Source organism: Methylobacterium sp. DB0501 (assembly GCF_011043735.1).
Taxonomy (GTDB): domain Bacteria; phylum Pseudomonadota; class Alphaproteobacteria; order Rhizobiales; family Beijerinckiaceae; genus Methylobacterium; species Methylobacterium alsaeris.
The window spans coordinates 20820-37093 of the sequence record NZ_JAAKGV010000018.1 but is presented as its reverse complement, the minus strand read 5'-3'; the positions used below and the strand labels follow the sequence as shown (position 1 = coordinate 37093).

At 71.3% G+C, this 16274-nt stretch carries 14 protein-coding genes; 13 read left to right on the top strand and 1 reads right to left on the bottom strand.

The features are described 5' to 3' along the window. The first annotated feature begins 28 nt into the window (after positions 1-28). The 13 genes from G4G93_RS24080 to G4G93_RS24020 all read left to right on the top strand — a co-directional run bounded on the left by G4G93_RS24080 (position 29) and on the right by G4G93_RS24020 (position 15585). On the top strand, positions 29-1414 hold the full coding sequence (locus G4G93_RS24080) for an MFS transporter (RefSeq protein ID WP_165088058.1): 1386 nt from the start codon (positions 29-31) through the stop codon (positions 1412-1414). A gap of 128 nt (positions 1415-1542) precedes the next feature. Beyond that, positions 1543-2709, top strand: a complete 1167-nt coding sequence (locus G4G93_RS24075) for an acyl-CoA dehydrogenase family protein (protein ID WP_165088055.1) — start codon at positions 1543-1545, stop codon at positions 2707-2709. Continuing rightward, positions 2709-4001: a CaiB/BaiF CoA-transferase family protein gene (locus G4G93_RS24070; RefSeq protein WP_165088052.1), complete on the top strand. Its 1293-nt coding sequence runs from the start codon at positions 2709-2711 to the stop codon at positions 3999-4001. Before G4G93_RS24075 ends, G4G93_RS24070 begins: the two co-directional genes overlap by 1 nt. Positions 4002-4401: 400 nt before the next feature. Then, on the top strand, positions 4402-5178 hold the full coding sequence (locus tag G4G93_RS24065) for a GntR family transcriptional regulator (RefSeq protein ID WP_165088050.1): 777 nt from the start codon (positions 4402-4404) through the stop codon (positions 5176-5178). Further along, on the top strand, positions 5168-5986 hold the full coding sequence (locus G4G93_RS24060) for a CoA ester lyase (protein ID WP_165088047.1): 819 nt from the start codon (positions 5168-5170) through the stop codon (positions 5984-5986). Before G4G93_RS24065 ends, G4G93_RS24060 begins: the two co-directional genes overlap by 11 nt. 10 nt (positions 5987-5996) lie before the next feature. Next, entirely contained in the window at positions 5997-6689 is a 693-nt protein-coding gene (locus G4G93_RS24055; protein WP_165088044.1) for a class I SAM-dependent methyltransferase, read from the top strand. A gap of 439 nt (positions 6690-7128) precedes the next feature. Beyond that, complete coding sequence (locus G4G93_RS24050) at positions 7129-8295, top strand: CaiB/BaiF CoA-transferase family protein (RefSeq protein WP_165088042.1); 1167 nt, start codon at positions 7129-7131, stop codon at positions 8293-8295. Then, the gene (locus tag G4G93_RS24045; RefSeq protein ID WP_165088039.1) at positions 8292-9164 is read left to right on the top strand and encodes an HpcH/HpaI aldolase/citrate lyase family protein; all 873 of its coding nucleotides are present in this window, start codon (positions 8292-8294) and stop codon (positions 9162-9164) included. Before G4G93_RS24050 ends, G4G93_RS24045 begins: the two co-directional genes overlap by 4 nt. After that, complete coding sequence (locus G4G93_RS24040) at positions 9161-10270, top strand: zinc-binding dehydrogenase (RefSeq protein ID WP_206289991.1); 1110 nt, start codon at positions 9161-9163, stop codon at positions 10268-10270. Before G4G93_RS24045 ends, G4G93_RS24040 begins: the two co-directional genes overlap by 4 nt. 288 nt (positions 10271-10558) lie before the next feature. Continuing rightward, positions 10559-11584: a TRAP transporter substrate-binding protein gene (locus G4G93_RS24035; RefSeq protein WP_165088036.1), complete on the top strand. Its 1026-nt coding sequence runs from the start codon at positions 10559-10561 to the stop codon at positions 11582-11584. 61 nt (positions 11585-11645) lie between these two features. Then, on the top strand, positions 11646-12425 hold the full coding sequence (locus G4G93_RS24030; protein ID WP_165088034.1) for an SDR family NAD(P)-dependent oxidoreductase: 780 nt from the start codon (positions 11646-11648) through the stop codon (positions 12423-12425). 275 nt (positions 12426-12700) lie between these two features. Further along, entirely contained in the window at positions 12701-13909 is a 1209-nt protein-coding gene (locus G4G93_RS24025; RefSeq protein ID WP_165088031.1) for an ABC transporter substrate-binding protein, read from the top strand. Positions 13910-13995: 86 nt separating this feature from the next. Then, entirely contained in the window at positions 13996-15585 is a 1590-nt protein-coding gene (locus tag G4G93_RS24020) for an acyl-CoA synthetase (RefSeq protein ID WP_165088028.1), read from the top strand. Positions 15586-15764: 179 nt separating this feature from the next. Here G4G93_RS24020 and msrB read toward each other — a convergent pair whose 3' ends face one another. Continuing rightward, positions 15765-16208: a peptide-methionine (R)-S-oxide reductase MsrB gene (msrB, locus tag G4G93_RS24015; protein ID WP_165088026.1), complete on the bottom strand. Its 444-nt coding sequence runs from the start codon at positions 16206-16208 to the stop codon at positions 15765-15767. Positions 16209-16274: the final 66 nt, after the last annotated feature.

Here is a 16274-nt window from a genome sequence, read left to right as displayed (position 1 = left end):
CGGGTCGCCCGAGGGAGGACGCAGCGTCATGGCTCAGACACCCATCGTGAATGCGGGAGCACGCCTCGACCGGCTCCCGATCGCCCGGTTCCACTGGCGCATCCTCGGGCTGATCGGCGCGGGCGCGGCGCTCGACGCCTTCGACATCTACCTCGCCGGCGGCGTCATCGCGGCGATGCTGCAGGAGGGGTTCTCGACGCCGAGCCAGAACGCCACCTTCGTGGCGGTCACCTTCGCGGGCATGCTCGGCGGCGCCGGCCTCGCCGGCTATGTCGGCGACCGCTACGGCCGGCGCGTCTCCTACCAGTTCAACCTCGGCCTGTTCGGGCTGGCCTCGCTGGCGGCGTGCTTCGCGCCCAACATCGAGATCCTGACCCTCTGCCGCTTCATCATGGGCATCGGGCTCGGGGCCGAGCTGGTGGTGGCGGCCGGCACGCTCTGCGAGTTCGTGCCGCCGGCCTATCGCGGCCGCTGGATCGCGATCCTCGGCATCCTGACCAATTCCGGTCTCTTCCTCGCCACCAGCATCGGCTACCTCGTCATCCCGACCCTCGGCTGGCGGGCGATGTTCGCCATCGCGGGCTTGGGGGCCCTGGCGATCTGGGTCATGCGCAAGCAGATGCCGGAATCGCCCCGCTGGCTCGAGGCGGTCGGCCGGCGCGAGGAGGCGGAACGCACGCTCCGGGCGATCGAGGCCGAGGTCGGCGCCGGCCGCGCCCTGCCGCCCGTGGCGACCGTGCGCAGCCTGGAAGCGCCGGCTGTGCCGTTCCACGCCCTGTTCCGCCCCGGCATGGCCGGGCGCACGGCGGCGGCGGCGCTGACCTGTATGGCGGTCAACGTCGCGGTCTACGGCTTCGTCGCCTGGCTGCCGACCTTCCTGGTCGGGCAGGGCATGAGCGTGGTGCGCTCGCTCGGCTTCACCACCCTGATGTCGCTCGGCAGCGTCGCCGGCGCCCTCGTCGGCATGGCGCTCGGCGACCGGGTCTCGCGCCAGCGCTCCCTCGTCGGCACCTGCCTCGCCATCCTGGCGCTCGGCTCGGTCTACGCCACGTTGCGCGAGCCGGTCGCCATCACGGTCGTGGGCTTCACCCTCGTCACCAGCATCTACACGCTCGTGACGCTCGGGCTCTACGCCTACATCCCGGAGCTGTTCCCGACCCATCTGCGCCTGCGCGGCACCGGCTTCGCCGGCATGTGCGGGCGCGCCACCTCGATCGCGACGCCGTTCCTGGTCGTCGCCTTGTTCGACCGCTTCGGCCTGCCCGGGGTGCTCGGCATGGTCGCCTGCATGCTGGTGCTGCTCTGCGCCGCGATCCTGTTGCTGCGGGTCGAGACCGGCGGCCTCTCCCTCGACGAGGCCGATGCCGAGCCCGCTGCCGCGCCGGCCCCCGCCGGCCTGCGCCGCCCCGCCTGACCTCGCCCGATACGGTCTCGGAGGATTCTTTCCGGGGACCGTATCGAAAGCCCGTGCGGCGCTTGAACGAAGCAGAAATCCGCATTGCGAAGCAATCATCCGGATTTCGTATGAGAAGGATTGTCGTCATGGACATGAAGACGCCCGCCGACCACCTCGACGAGGACGCCCTGATCCTCGATTCCGTCGACCGCTTCCTCGCCACCGAGGTGAAGCCCTACGTCCACGACCTCGAGGCGCGGGACGAGTACCCGGCCGACATGGTCGAGGCGATGAAGGAGCTCGGCCTGTTCGGCTGCCTGATCGAGCCCGAATACGGCGGGCTGGGCCTCTCGACCGCGGCCTACGCCAAGATCATCGAGCGCATGTCGGCGGTGTGGATGTCGATCAGCGGCATCGTCAACTCGCACCTCATCATGGCGATGGCGGTGCAGCGCTACGGGACGAAAAGCCAGAAGGAGGCCTACCTGCCGCGCTTCGCCACCGGCGAGCTGCGCGGCGGCATCGCGCTGACCGAGCCCGATTGCGGCACCGACCTGCAGGCGATCCGCACCACCGCCCGGCGCGACGGCGAGACCTACGTCGTCAACGGGACCAAGACCTGGATCACCAACAGCTATTACGGCAACACCTTCGCGCTGCTGGTGAAGACCGATCCGGCGGCGAGCCCCCGCCACAAGGGGATGAGCCTCCTCATCGCCGAGAAGGGCCCGGGATTCGAGGTCAGCCGCAAGCTGCCGAAGCTCGGCTACAAGGGCATCGATACCTGCGAGATCTCGTTCCAGGATTACCGCGTCCCCGTCGACCGGGTGGTCGGCGGCGCCGAGGGGCGGGGCCTGCAGCAGATCCTCGGCGGGCTGGAGCTCGGCCGCATCAACGTCGCGGCCCGCGGCGTCGGGGTCGCCCAGGCGGCGCTCAAGGAGGCGGTGGCCTACGCGCAGGTGCGCAAGACCTTCGGCAAGCCGATCTGCGAGCACCAGGCGATCCAGCTCAAGCTCGGCGAGATGGCGACCCGGGTCGAGGCGGCCCGGCTCCTGACCTATCGCGCCGCCGAGGCCTTCGACCGGGGCGAGCGCTGCGACATGGAGGCCGGCATGGCGAAGTACTTCGCCACCGAGGCCGCGGTCGAGAACGCCACCGAGGCGATGCGCATCCACGGCGCCTACGGCTACTCGAAGGAATACGGCGTCGAGCGGCTCTACCGCGACGCGCCGCTCCTGGTCATCGGCGAGGGCACCAACGAGATGCAGCGCATCATCATCGCCAAGCAGCTCGTCGAGAGGAACCCGGTCTGATGGACGCCCTGCACGACGATCTCGTGGTCGGGGCGGCGCAGGCGCTCCAGCCCGACCACGCGCCTGAGACCGGCGCGGCCGCAGCCGCCTCGCCGTCACCCGCACTGCCCCTCGCCGGCCTCAAGGTACTCTCGGTCGAGCAATACGGCGCCGGGCCGTTCGGGACCCAGCATCTCGCCGACCTCGGCGCCGAGATCGTCAAGATCGAGAACATGCAGGACGGCGGCGATATCGGCCGCCATGTCGGGCCGCACTTCCTGGAGCCGGGCGACAGCCACTTCTACGAGGCGTTCAACCGCAACAAGCGCTCGCTCGCCCTCGACCTCAAGGCGCCGGAGGGCCGGCAGGTGCTGCACGCCCTGGCGGCGGGGGCGGATGCGGTATTCAACAACCTGCGCGGCGACCTGCCGGCGAAGCTCGGCCTCGACCACGCCCATCTCGGCGCGGTCAACCCGGCCCTGGTCTGCGTCCACCTCTCGGCCTATGGCCGCACCGGCTCGCGGGCGGCCTGGCCCGGCTACGACTACCTGATGCAGGCGGAGGCCGGCTACCTCTCGGTCACCGGCGAGCCGGACGGCCCGCCGGCCCGGATGGGCCTGTCGATCATCGACCTGATGACCGGCACCACCGCCGCCATGGCGCTGCTCGCCGGCGTGGTCGAGGCGCGGCGCACGGGGCGCGGGCGCGACTACGACGTGAGCCTGTTCGACGTCGCGCTGCACAACCTCTGCTACGTGGGCTCGTGGTACCTCAACAAGGGCGTCGTCACGACCCGCGAGCCGCGCTCCAGCCACCCGTCGCTCACCCCGAGCCAGCTCTACCGGACCGGGGACGGCTGGATCTTCATCATGTGCCAGAAGGAGAAGTTCTTCCGGATCCTGGCCGAGCGCGTCGGGCATCCCGAATGGCTGGAGGATCCCGACTTCGCGACCTTCGCAGGCCGGCTCGCCAACCGGCCGCGGGTCAACGCCGCCATCGACGCGGCGCTCTCGGTGCGCACCACCGCCGAGTGGATGGCGCTCCTCGGCGGCGCGGTGCCGGTGGCGCCGGTCCACGACGTGCGCGAGGCGCTGGAGAACGGTTTCGTCCACGAGCAGGAGCGCGTCCTCGACTTCGCCCATCCCCGCCACGGCCCGATCCGCGGCATCGCCTCGCCGGTCCGGGCGGCGGGCGCCGCCCATCCGGTGAAGGCCGCGCCGGATCTCGGGCAGGATACCGATGCGGTGCTGGGGCGCGCGGGGTTCTCGGACGAGGCGATCCGGGGCTTGCGGGAGCGGGCCGTGGTGCGGTGAGAGGAACTGCCGCGGGCTCCGGACGATCACTGGACACGGCAGTGGTTCTGCCGCGCCTGACGGCTCGACGCTTCCTCGTAAGCCACGTCCTTTCCCGGACGACTGCAGCGTCAGCGCAAGGAGATCCGGGATACATTATAAAAATCCGCGAAGCGTCTTTTTGTCTGAGCGTTGCAGCATGCAGAGCCGGTTCGCGGCACTTCTTCCGCGGGATCCAGGGTCTCCTTCCACTCTGTTCCAGTCGTCCGGGAAAGCGGTTGTTCTTCGATGGAATGTCGGCCCGCCGACCCGCGCCTGCACGCCCATCCTCGACCCGCGGGGAGGTGACAGACTCGGCCGGCCTCATATGTGATGATCGCGACCTCACCCGCGGTCATCCCGCCCCCCTTGCCCCGGTCCCATGGCCCTCATCGCTCCGCAGCCCCGCTACCTGCAGCTCGCCCAGACCCTGATCAGCGAGATCGAATCGGGCCGGTACCCGGTCGGTGCCCTGATGCCGACCGAGTTCGCCCTGTGCGAGCAGTTCGGGGCGAGCCGCTTCACCGTGCGCGAGGCGATCAAGCGCCTCGTCGAGCTCGGCCTCGTCAGCCGCCAGGCCGGCGTCGGCACCCGGGTGCTGAGCGCGCAATCGCGCACCGCCTACCGGCAGGTGATGCACGGCCTCGACGACCTGCAGCAATACACCGCCGAAACGGTGCTGGAGATCCTCGACGTCGAGATGGCGCCGCTCGCCGAGGACATCGCGGCGCTCGCCCAGGCGCCGGCCGGCCAGTCCTGGCTCCACATGCGGGGCCTGCGCCACCGCGAGGGCGAGGCGGGTGCGCCGCTCTGCGTCACCGAGATCTACATCCACCCGGCCTTCCGCGCCGTACGCGACGTCGGCGGGCGCTCGACCGTGCCGGTCTATGTCCGCCTGGAGGAGCAGTTCGGCGAGAGCGTCGCCGAGGTGCAGCAGCAGATCCGCGCCGTCGTGCTGGCGCCCGACCAGGCGGAGCGCCTCGGCGCCGCACCCGGGGCGCCGGCCCTGTGGATCTGCCGGCTCTACCTCAACCGGCGGGCCGAGGTGATCGAGGTCGCGATCAGCGTCCACCCGGCCGAGCGATTCAGCTACTCGGCGGTGTTCCGGCGCGAGCGCGCGGGGACCCGCACCCGACTGGAGGATTCCGATGAGGCGTGAGCGCAGCTACCTGTTCTGTCCCGGCGACCGCCCGGAGCGCTTCGAGAAGGCGCTGGCGAGCGGCGCCGACCGGGTCGTGCTCGACCTCGAGGACGCGGTCCTGCCCGACGCCAAGGCGGCGGCGCGCGACACCCTGGCCGACTGGCTCGGCCGTGCCGCGCCGGGCGCCGCCATGGTGCGGGTCAACGCCACCGGCACCCCCTGGCACGCCGACGACGTCGCGGCGCTCGCCGGCCTGCCGGGCCTCGCCGGGCTGATGCTGCCGAAGGCGCAGGAGCCGGACCAGATCCGGTCCCTGCGGGCTGTCCTGGCGCCGCAGCGCAGCCTCGTCGCCCTGGTCGAGACGGTGCGGGGCATCGCGGGTCTCAGGGCACTTGCCGGCGCGGAGGGGCTCGACCGCCTCGCCTTCGGGTCGGTCGATTTCTGTACCGAGACCGGCATCCGCGGCCAGGGCCGCGAACTCGATTTCGTCCGCGGCCAGCTGGTGCTCGAATCGGTGCTGGCCGGACTCCAGGCTCCCGTCGAGGGCGTCACCGTCGAGGTGAAGCGGGAGGACGTGCTCGCCGAGGACGTGGCGCGGGCGCGCAGCTTCGGCTTCGGGGGCAAGCTCTGCATCCACCCGTCCCAGGTCGCGGCGGTGAATGCCGGCCTGTCGCCGAGCGAGGGCGAGATCGCCTGGGCCCGCCGTGTCGTCGCCGCCAGCGCCACCGGCCCCGGAGCGATCGTGGTCGACGGCAAGCTCGTCGACCGGCCGATCCTGCTCCAGGCCGAGGCGATCCTGGCTCAGGTGCCGGCTCAAGGGGCATGAGCACCAGGGCATGAGCACCAGGGGCATGAGCACCGCCCTCGACCTGATCGCCGAGGCCTTCGCGCCGCTCCCCGGCCGGCGCCTCCTCGATATCGGCTGCGGCGCCGGCGCGCTCGTTCGCGCCCTCACCGCCCGGGGCGCTCGCGTCGCGGGCCTCGATCCGTCGCAGGCGGCCCTGGTGCGGGCGCGGGCGAGCGTGCCCGGGGCCGACCTGCGCCTTGGCGCGGCCGAGACCCTGCCGTGGCCGGACGGCGCCTTCGACGGCGCGGTCTTCCTCAACTCCCTGCACCACGTCCCGGGAACCGGCATGGCAGCGGCCCTGCGCGAGGCCGCCCGGGTCACCGGCCCGGGCCGTGGGGTCGTGGTGGTCGAGCCCCTGGCCGAGGGCAGCTTCTTCCTGGCGATGCGCCGGGTCGAGGACGAGACCGCGATCCGCGCCGAGGCGGCGGCCGCCCTCGCGGCGTGCGTGGCCGAGGGCGTGGTCGCGATCGAGCGGGACACGGTGATCGACCGGGTCGAGACAGTCGCGGATCTCGACGCCTTCCTCGCCCGGGTCACCGCCGGCGATCCCGACCGCGAGGCCGCCGCCCGCGCGCATCGCGACGCCGTTGCGGCGGATTTTCGCGCGCAGGCAGAACGGGGGGAGGGGGGCTTCGTCCTGCGCCAGCCGCTGCGGGTGGTAATCCTGCGGGTCGCGGGCTGAGCGTCCAGCTCCGACGATCGTCGCGTTCGCGCGACGAGGGCGGGCATGCCGCTCTCCTCGCACGCGCCGTGCCGTCCGGGGAAACGGAGGGCGCGGGATCCCCTCTCCCATGTGGGCTGGCGCAGGCACGCGACGCGGCCGGACCTATGCGACTTGCTGGTTCGAGCGGATCGGACGGTCCCTGAACAACCAAGCGGGTGCCCCGGCCGTCGAGCCGGTCGATGAGCCCCGAGCCATAAGATTCCCCGATACCCTCCCCGCGAAATCCGTCTCGATCCCGGGCAGACCCTCGGCCAGGATACGCCCCAAGCAAGACAACCCGGGAGGAGCGCATGGCCCGCAGGACGCACGGGCGGCGGGACGCCGCCATCGAGGGCGGGCGGCGGGACGCCGTTATCGCGGACAGGCGGCGGGACGCCGCTTCCCGGCGGAGGCGCCCATGAGCCCCGTCGCCGACGGCCCCCTCGCCGGCATCCGGGTGCTCGACCTGTCGCGCCTCGTCGCCGGCAACATGCTGAGCCTGCAGCTCGCCGATTTCGGCGCCGACGTGATCAAGCTCGAGCCCGACCGCGGCGACCCGCTCCGCCACTGGCAGGAGAACGGCATCCCGGCCTGGTGGAAGGTCTACGGCCGCAACAAGCGCTCGATCCGTCTCGACCTGCGCGAGCCCGACGGCAAGGCCGGCTTGCGCCGGCTGGTGCCGACCGCCCAGGTGCTGATCGAGGGGTTCCGCCCCGGCGTGATGGAGGCGGCGGGCTTCGCCCCCGAGGCGCTGCTGGCGCTCAACCCGAAGCTCGTGATCGTGCGGGTCAGCGGCTTCGGCCAGACCGGCCCCTACGCCCAGCGCCCGGGTTTCGGCTCGCTGATCGAGGCGATGAGCGGCTTCGCCGCCAAGAACGGGTTTTCCGACAAGCCGCCGGCCCTGCCGAACCTGGCGCTGGCCGACATGGTGGCGGGCCTGTCCGGGGCCTTCGCGACGCTGGCGGCCCTGCGGGTCGCGGAAGGCCCGGACGGGGCCGGGCAGGTGGTGGACCTCTCGCTGCTCGAACCGCTCCACGCGACGCTCGGGCCCGACGCCGCGATCCACCGGCTCACCGGCCGCGTGCCCTCGCGGATCGGCAACCGGGTCAGCATCACGGCGCCCAGGAACGTCTACCGCACCCGCGACGGCGAGTGGCTGGCGCTCTCGGCCTCGACGCAAGCCATGGCCGCCCGGCTGTTCTCGGCCATCGGCCGGCCCGACATGATCGCCGATCCGCGCTTTGCCACCAATTCCGCCCGGCTCGACAATGTCGAGGAGGTCGACGCGATCGTCGGCGGCTTCATCGGCGCGCGGGATCTCGCCGACAACCTCGCGTATTTCGAGGCGGCGGAAGTGACCGTCGGCCCGGTCTACGATCCGGCGGGCTTCGCCGAGGACCCGCACGTGAAGGGCCGCGGCGTGCTGGTCGAGGTCGAGGATCCGGAGCACGGCCCGGTGCCGATGCACGCGCCGTTCCCCCGCCTGTCGCGCACGCCCGGGCGGATCCGCCGCCTCGCGCCCTCCCTCGGCCAGGACGAGGCCGACATCGCCGCCGAGTTCGACCGGAAGGAGATCTCGCGATGAGGCTGCGCTCCCTCCTGTTCGCCCCGGCCGATTCGGCCCGCAAGGTCGAGAAGGCCGTCGCCGCGGGCGCCGACGCCGTCATCCTCGACCTCGAGGACAGCGTCGCGCCCGCCGCCAAGGACGCGGCGCGCGGCCAAGCCGCCGCTGCCCTGCGCGACCGGCCGGATACGCTGATCGTGCGGATCAACCCCCGCGGCACCGCCTGGTACCTCGCCGACCTCGCGGCGATCGTGCCGGCGCGGCCCGCCGCGATCCTGCTGCCGAAATGCACCTCGCCCGCCGACCTGCTGATGCTGTCGGGCCAGCTCGACGTGCTGGAGGCGGCCGGCGGCGTGAAGGCCGGCTCGGTCGCGGTGCTGCTCCTCGCGACCGAGACCGCGGAATCCCTGAAGGATATGGACTATGCCGGCGTGTCGCCGCGCCTGCGCGCCCTCTGCTTCGGCGCCGAGGACCTGTCGGCCGATCTCGGCATCGTCCCGCGCCGCGCCGACGGCACCCTCGCGGCGCCGGTCGCCGCCGCCCGCGACCGGCTCCTGATCGCGGCGGCCGGTGCCGGCGTCGCGGCGATCGACACGCCGTTCCCCGATCCCCGCGACCCCGCCGGCCTCCGGGCCGAGACCGCTTCCGCCGCCGCCGACGGGTTCGCCGGCAAGCTCTGCATCCATCCCGGCCAACTGGCGGCGGTCACGGCCGCCTTCACCCCGACGCCGGAGCGCGTCGCCTGGGCCCGGGAGGTGGTGCGGCTGCTGGACGGCAGCGGGGCGGGGGTCGCGGTCCTCGACGGACGGATGATCGATATCGCCCACCTCAAGCTCGCGCGCCGCGTGCTCGCGACCGTGCCCGAGGGCCAGACGGGAGACCGCCCATGATGCGCTTTCCGAAGACCAGCCGCGCCGCCGTGGTGCGGGAATTCAAGGCGCCGGTCTGCATCGAGGAGGTGCCGGTGCCGCAGGAGCTGGAGCCCGGCACGATCCTCACCAAGATCGAGACCTGCTCGATCTGCGGCACCGACGTCCATCTCTGGCAGGGGTCGCTCGCCCTCAAGGTCGACCTGCCGGTGATCATCGGCCACGAGATGGTCGGCCGCATCGTCGCCATGGGGTCGGGCACCGACCGCGATTCGGTCGGCCAGCCGCTCCGGGTCGGCGACCGCATCACCTGGACCCACACGGCCTGCGGCCGGTGCTACTTCTGCACGGTCGCCCGGGAGCCGACCCTGTGCCAGTACAGCCGCAAATACATGTACGAGCGGATGGACGTCGCGCCCTACCTGCTCGGCGGCTTCTCGGAATACGGCTACGTCCTGCCGGATTCCAGCCGGGTGAAGGTGCCGGATGCGGTGCCGAACGAGCTCGCCAGCATGGCGAGCTGCGCCTTCCGCTCGGTGATGAACGCCTTCGACATGCTGGGCCGCATCGATCCGACCGACACCGTGGTGGTGCAGGGCGCCGGGCCCCTCGGGCTGCTGGCGACGGCTGTTGCCAAGATCTCGGGCGCCCGCCGGGTCGTCACCCTCGGCGCCCCGGCGCCGCGGCTGGCGCTCGCCCGCGATTTCGGTGCCGACGAGGTGCTGTCGATCGAGGAGACGAGCCAGCCTGAGCGCCTCGACCGGGTCCGGGCGCTCACCGACGGGCGCGGCGCCGACGTGGTGATGGAGTTCACCGGCCACCCGGCCGCCTTCGGCGAGGGCCTGGACCTCGCGCGGCGCGGCGCCGCTTACGTCGTCGTCGGCCAGCTCGGCCAGGGCACCACGACGATCACGCCCTCGACCATCGTGGCGAAGAACCTGCGGGTGCTCGGCTCGTTCTCCGGCCAGGCCAAGGCGTACTGGAAGGCGCTGCAATTCGTCGAGAAGCACCAGCACGAGGTGCCGTTCCACACGATGGTGACCAACCGCTACAGCCTCGATCAGGTCGATACGGCGCTGACCCGGATGAAGAACTTCGAGGAGATCAAGCCGATCATCGCGTTGTGATGTCGGATGATGGTGGCGGTAGGCCGGGTGACCGCCGCCATCGACAGCTCTCCACGTCATCCCGGGACCCGGCGCAGCCGGGAAGCTGGGATCCATAACCGCTGACGTCGAAGAAAAAGGCGAGGACCGTCCCGCTTCATCCGGGATCGTCAGTGGTTATGGATCCCAGGTTCCACTGCACGGCACCGGGATGACGATGGAACGTCACAGGAGACGTTTGCGAACACGATCGAATCAAGAAAACACCCAAGCGGCAAAGCCGCCAACCACACCACACCAGGAGGAACGATGTCGCGCGCCCCCCTCTCGCGCCGCGCCGTGATCGCCGGCACCCTCGGTGCCGGCCTGATCGGCTCGGCCCTGCCGTTGCGCACCGCCCGCGCCGCGGAGTTCGTGTTCAAGCTCGGCACCGACGTGCCCGACACCCACCCGATCAACATCCACGCCCGCAAGGCCGCGGACGCCATCCGCGAGCAGACCAATGGGCAGGTCGAGCTTCAGATCTTCTCCAACAACCAGCTCGGCGGCCAGAGCGACATGCTCTCGCAGCTCCGCTCCGGCGCGCTGGAATGCTTCGCGCTGTCGGGCGTCAATGTGCTCTCGACGATCATCCCGACCTCGTCGATCTACGGCCTCGGCTTCGCTTTTCCGGATTACGATGCGGTCTGGCGCGGCATGGACGGGCCGCTCGGCCAGCATCTGCGCGGCCAGATCGAGAAGGCCGGCTTCGTCGTCATGGAGAAGATCTGGGACAACGGCTTCCGGCAGATCACCAACAGCGTACGGCCGATCAAGGAGCCGAAGGATCTCCAGGGGCTCAAGATCCGGGTGCCGGTGAGCGCGCTGTGGACCTCGCTGTTCCGCTCGCTCGGGGCCGCGCCGACCAGCCTCAACTTCGCCGAGGTCTATTCCGCGCTCCAGACCAAGGTGGTCGACGGCCAGGAGAACCCGCCGGTCATCATCAACACCGCCAAGATCTACGAGGTGCAGAAATACTGCTCGGTGACGAACCACATGTGGGACGGCTGGTGGTTCCTGATCAACCGCCGCGCCTGGAACCAGCTGCCGCCGGAGACGAAGGAGATCTTCGCCCGGAACGTCAACGCCGCCTGCCTGGAGGAGCGCAAGGACGTCGCCCGGCTCAACGCCTCCCTGCGCGAGGAGCTGGCGGGCAAGGGGCTCGCCTTCAATGACGTGGACACCGCGCCGTTCAAGGAGGAACTGCGCAAGAGCGGCTTCTACGCCGAATGGCGCAAGAAGTTCGGCGACGAGGCGATGGGCCTGCTCGAGGCGGCGGCCGGCAAGCTCGGCTGACGCCGATCGACGGCGGGCGCGCGGTGGTCGACACTGGGCTCTTACAACGGGGAGGATCAGGATGAAGCTCGGACTCGACGGCAAGGTCGTGCTGGTCACCGGCGGCTCGAAGGGGATCGGGCTCGCCTGCGCCCGCGCCTTCCTGGACGAGGGGGCGACGGTGGGCATCGTCTCGCGCGCGCAAGGAAACCTCGACCGCGCCCGGGCCGAGCTTGGGCAAGGGGTGGCGGGCTACGCCGCCGACCTCGTCGATCCGGCCCAGGCCCTCGCCGCCCTCGACGCGCTGGAGGCTCGGCTCGGTCCCGTCGACGTGCTGGTCAACAGTGCCGGGGCGGCGCGCCGCGTGCCGCCCGACGAGCTGACCCCTGAGCGCTGGCGCGCCGCCTTCGATGCCAAGCTGTTCTCCTACGTCAACATGTTCGATCCCGTGGTGAAGCGGATGGCGGCGCGCGGCACCGGCGTGATCGTCAACGTGATCGGCAGCGGCGGCAAGGTCGCGGCGCCGACCCACATCGCCGGCGGCGCCGCCAACGCCGCCCTGATGCTGGCGACCGCCGGCCTCGCCCAGGCCTATGCCGGCCGGGGCGTGCGCGTCGTCGGCGTCAGCCCGGGCCTGACCCGCACCGACCGGGTCGCGGAGGGCATGCAGGCCGAGGCGGCGGTCCAGGGCATCGACGCGGCGCAGGCCCAGGCCCGGGCCGAGGCCGGCATCCCGCTCGGCCGCATGGCGGAGCCGGCGGAGATCGCTGCCGCGGTGGTGTTCCTGGCCTCGGCGCAGGCGAGCTACGTCACCGGCGTGACGCTGACGATGGACGGGGCGAAGGTGCCGGTCGTCATCTGATCCGCGACGGGCGAGGGTTCTCCTCTCCCTGCTGGCAGGGAGAGGAGAACCCTCGCCTCGTCCTTCCCCGAGGGGCGACGCCGTTCATGCATTGACGGCGGATCGGCGCCGACGCTACGGTCCTGCCGGGAATGCATGGCAGGTATGCTCCGAGCACGGCCCCCAAGAGGGCCCCAAGACACCCTCCGGCATCCCGCGCCCGACGACACGCTCGGGCGTCGCGAGGAAACGCCAATGGCCGGGGCCCGCCGAGGGTGGCCCGCCGGGAGGTCCCTATGAGCCCATGGAAGGCCGTCATCGCCGGTCTGCTCGGCGTGATGAGCGCCGCGCAGGCGCAGGCGCAGATCAAGACCAAGATCGGGGTGCTGAACGACCGGTCCGGCGTCTACGCCGACATCACCGGGGAAGGCTCGGCCGCCGCCGCCCGGATGGCGGTCGAGGACTTCAAGGCCCGCGAGAAGGGCATCGAGGTCACGGTCGTCGGCGCCGACCATCAGAACAAGCCCGATATCGGCGCCAACGTCGCCCGCACCTGGTACGACAAGGACGGCGTCGACGTGATCGTCGACGTGCCGACCTCGTCGGTGGCTCTCGCCGTCAATGAGATCACCCGGGAGAAGAACAAGATCCTGCTGGTTTCCGGCGGCGCGACCTCCGACCTGACCGGCAAGGCCTGCTCGCCCAACACCATCCACTGGACCTTCGATACCTACGCGCTCAGCCGCGGCACCGGCGGCGCGATGGTGCGGGCGGGCGGCGACACCTGGTTCTTCGTCACCGCCGACTACGCCTTCGGCCACGCGCTCGAGCGCGACACCGAGGCGGTGGTGATGCAATCCGGCGGCAAGGTGCTGGGCAAGGTGCGCCATCCCTTCCCGGGCCAGGACTTCTCGTCGTTCCTGATCCAGGCGCAAGCCTCGGGTGCCAAGGTGGTGGGGCTCGCCAATGCCGGCGGCGACACCATCAACGCGATCAAGCAGGCCAAGGAATTCGGCATCACGCAGGGCGGGCAGAAGCTCGCCGGCCTCCTCGTCTTCTCCAGCGACGTCCAGGCGATCGGGCTCGACGTGGCGCAGGGCCTCGTCCTGACGGAAGCGTATTACTCCGATCTCAACGACAAGACCCGGGACTTCGCCGAGCGCTTCGCCCGCGCCTATCAGGGCCGTCCCCCGACCTCGGTCCAGGCCGGGGTGTACTCGTCGGTGCTGCACTACCTCAAGGCGGTGCAGGCCGCCGGCACCAAGGAGGCCGGCGCGGTCCTCGCCAAGATGAAGGAGATGCCGACCGACGATCCCGTCTTCGGCCCCGGCAGCATCCGCGAGGACGGCCGCAAGCTGCACCCGATGTACCTGTTCCAGGTCAAGGCGCCGGCCGAATCGAAGAACCGCAACGACATCTACAAGCTGGTCGCCGCGATCCCGCCGGAGCAGGCGTTCCGGCCGCTCGCCGAGAGCAGCTGTCGCCTCGTCGCCCGTTCGCAGTAAGCTCGGCGCGAGCGTATCCCTCCGGGGCCGGCCGACGGCCCCGGAACCAGGACCGTCAAGCAAGAAACATCGGGAGGAGCCCCGCCATGGAAACCGAGACTCCGCAGGACGAGGCCGCCCGCGCCCGGCGCGACACGATCTCCGACGCCCTGCGCCGCGCGGCCCGGCGCCACCGCGAGCGCACCGCGCTGTCCTTCGCCGATAGACGCTGGAGCTTTTCCGGCCTCGACCGCGCCGTCGACCGCGTCGCCCACGGGCTGGTCGCGGCGGGGCTGAACCGCGGCGACCGGCTCGGGGCGCTGGGGCGCAACTCGGACGCCTACCTGATCCTGTGGCTCGCCTGCGCCCGCGCCGGCCTGATCCACGTGCCGATCAACTACGCACTGACCGGGCGCGAGCTGCGCTACATCGTCGAGCAATCGGGCGCCCGCGCGCTGATCGTCGACCCGGCGCTGGCCGGCAACGCCCGCGAGGCGCTGCAGGAGGGGCGCGGCCCGTGGTTCGGCACCCTGTTCGGCGGCAGCGACCTCGACGTGCTGAGCCTCGCCCGGGGCGAGGGCGAGGTCGCCCCGGTCGAGGTGCCGGTGGCGGAGGAGGACGTGGTCCAGCTCCTCTACACCTCGGGCACCACCGCGGCCCCGAAGGGCGCCATGATGACGAGCCGCGGACTGCTCGCCGAGTATCTCAGCTGCATCCTCGCCCTCGATTTCGGCCCCGGGGACCGGGCGCTCGCGGCGCTGCCGCTCTACCATACGGCGCAGATGCACGCCTTCACCATGCCCCAGCTGCTCGCGGGGGCCGAGACCGTGCTGATCGAGGCGCCCCACCCCGAGACCTGCCTGCGCCTGATCGAGGAGCACCGCCTGACCTCGTTCTTCGCGCCGCCGACGGTCTGGATCAGCCTCCTGCGCTCGCCCGATTTCGCCCGGCGCGACCTCACCTCCCTGCGCCACGTCTATTACGGCGCCTCGATCATGCCGGTGCCGGTGCTCGAGGAGCTGCGCGCCCGCCTGCCCGGGGCGCAGCCCTACAATTGCTACGGCCAGAGCGAGATCGCCCCGCTCGCCACCGTGCTGCGCCCCGAGGAGCACGATGCCCGCCCGGCCTCCTGCGGCCGCCCGGTCTTCAACGTCGAGACGCGGGTCGTCGACGATGCGATGCAGGACGTCGGCCCGGGCGAGCGCGGCGAGATCGTCCACCGCTCGGCCCAGTTGATGGCCGGCTACTGGGACAAGCCGGAGGAGACACGCGAGGCCTTCCGCGGCGGCTGGTTCCATTCGGGCGATGTCGGGATCATGGACGAGGAGGGCTTCATCACGGTCGTCGACCGGGTGAAGGACGTCATCAAGACCGGCGGGACGATCGTGGCGAGCCGCGAGGTCGAGGAGGTGCTGTTCACCCATCCGGGCGTCTCGGAGGTGGCGGTGATCGCCCTGCCGCACCCGAAATGGATCGAGGCCGTGGCCGCCGTGGTGGTGCTGCGCCCGGGCGCGGAGGCCGATGCCGACGCGCTGATCGCCCATTGCCGCACCGGGCTCGCGCCGTTCAAGGTGCCCAAGCGCATCCTGTTCCAGGACGACCTGCCGCGGAACACCGCGGGCAAGCTCCTCAAGCGCGAGCTGCGCACGCAGTACGCGGCGCTCGACTGGGCGGGGGAGGGGCCCCGGGGCGGGTGACGGGACCCGGCGGGTCCATCCCACCTCTGACCTCATCCTGAGGTGCGAACGAAGTGGGCCTCGAAGGAGGGCTCCAAGGAGCGCGGAGACCTCCTTCGCGCTCAAGCCATCCTCGATCGACTGACACCCCGGGATGAGGTCGTGAATGGGAGGGTAGGGGGCCTGGACCGGGCCCCGCCTCAGCCTTCCACCTGATCCAGATACGCCCCGTACCCCTCCGCCTCCATCCGCTCGCGCGGGACGAAGCGCAGCGAGGCCGAGTTGATGCAGTAGCGCAGGCCGCCGCGGTCGCGCGGGCCGTCCGGGAAGACGTGGCCGAGATGGCTGTCGCCGTGGGCGGAGCGGACCTCGGTGCGTACCATCCCGTGGCTGACGTCGCGCAGTTCCGCCACGTGGGCCGGCTCGATGGGCTTCGTAAAGCTCGGCCAGCCGCAGCCGGATTCGTACTTGTCGCTGGAGGCGAAGAGCGGCTCGCCCGAGACGACGTCGACGTAGATCCCCGGCGCCTTGTTCTCCAGGTACTCGCCGGTCCCGGGCCGCTCGGTGCCGTTCTGCTGGGTGACGCGGTACTGTTCGGGGGTGAGCCGGGCGATGGCGGCTTCGTCCTTCCGGTAGGTCGGCATCTCGGGTCTCCGATACGATCGTGGTCGGGACCCATATGGGGCCGGCGGGCGGCGGAGACGACCGCC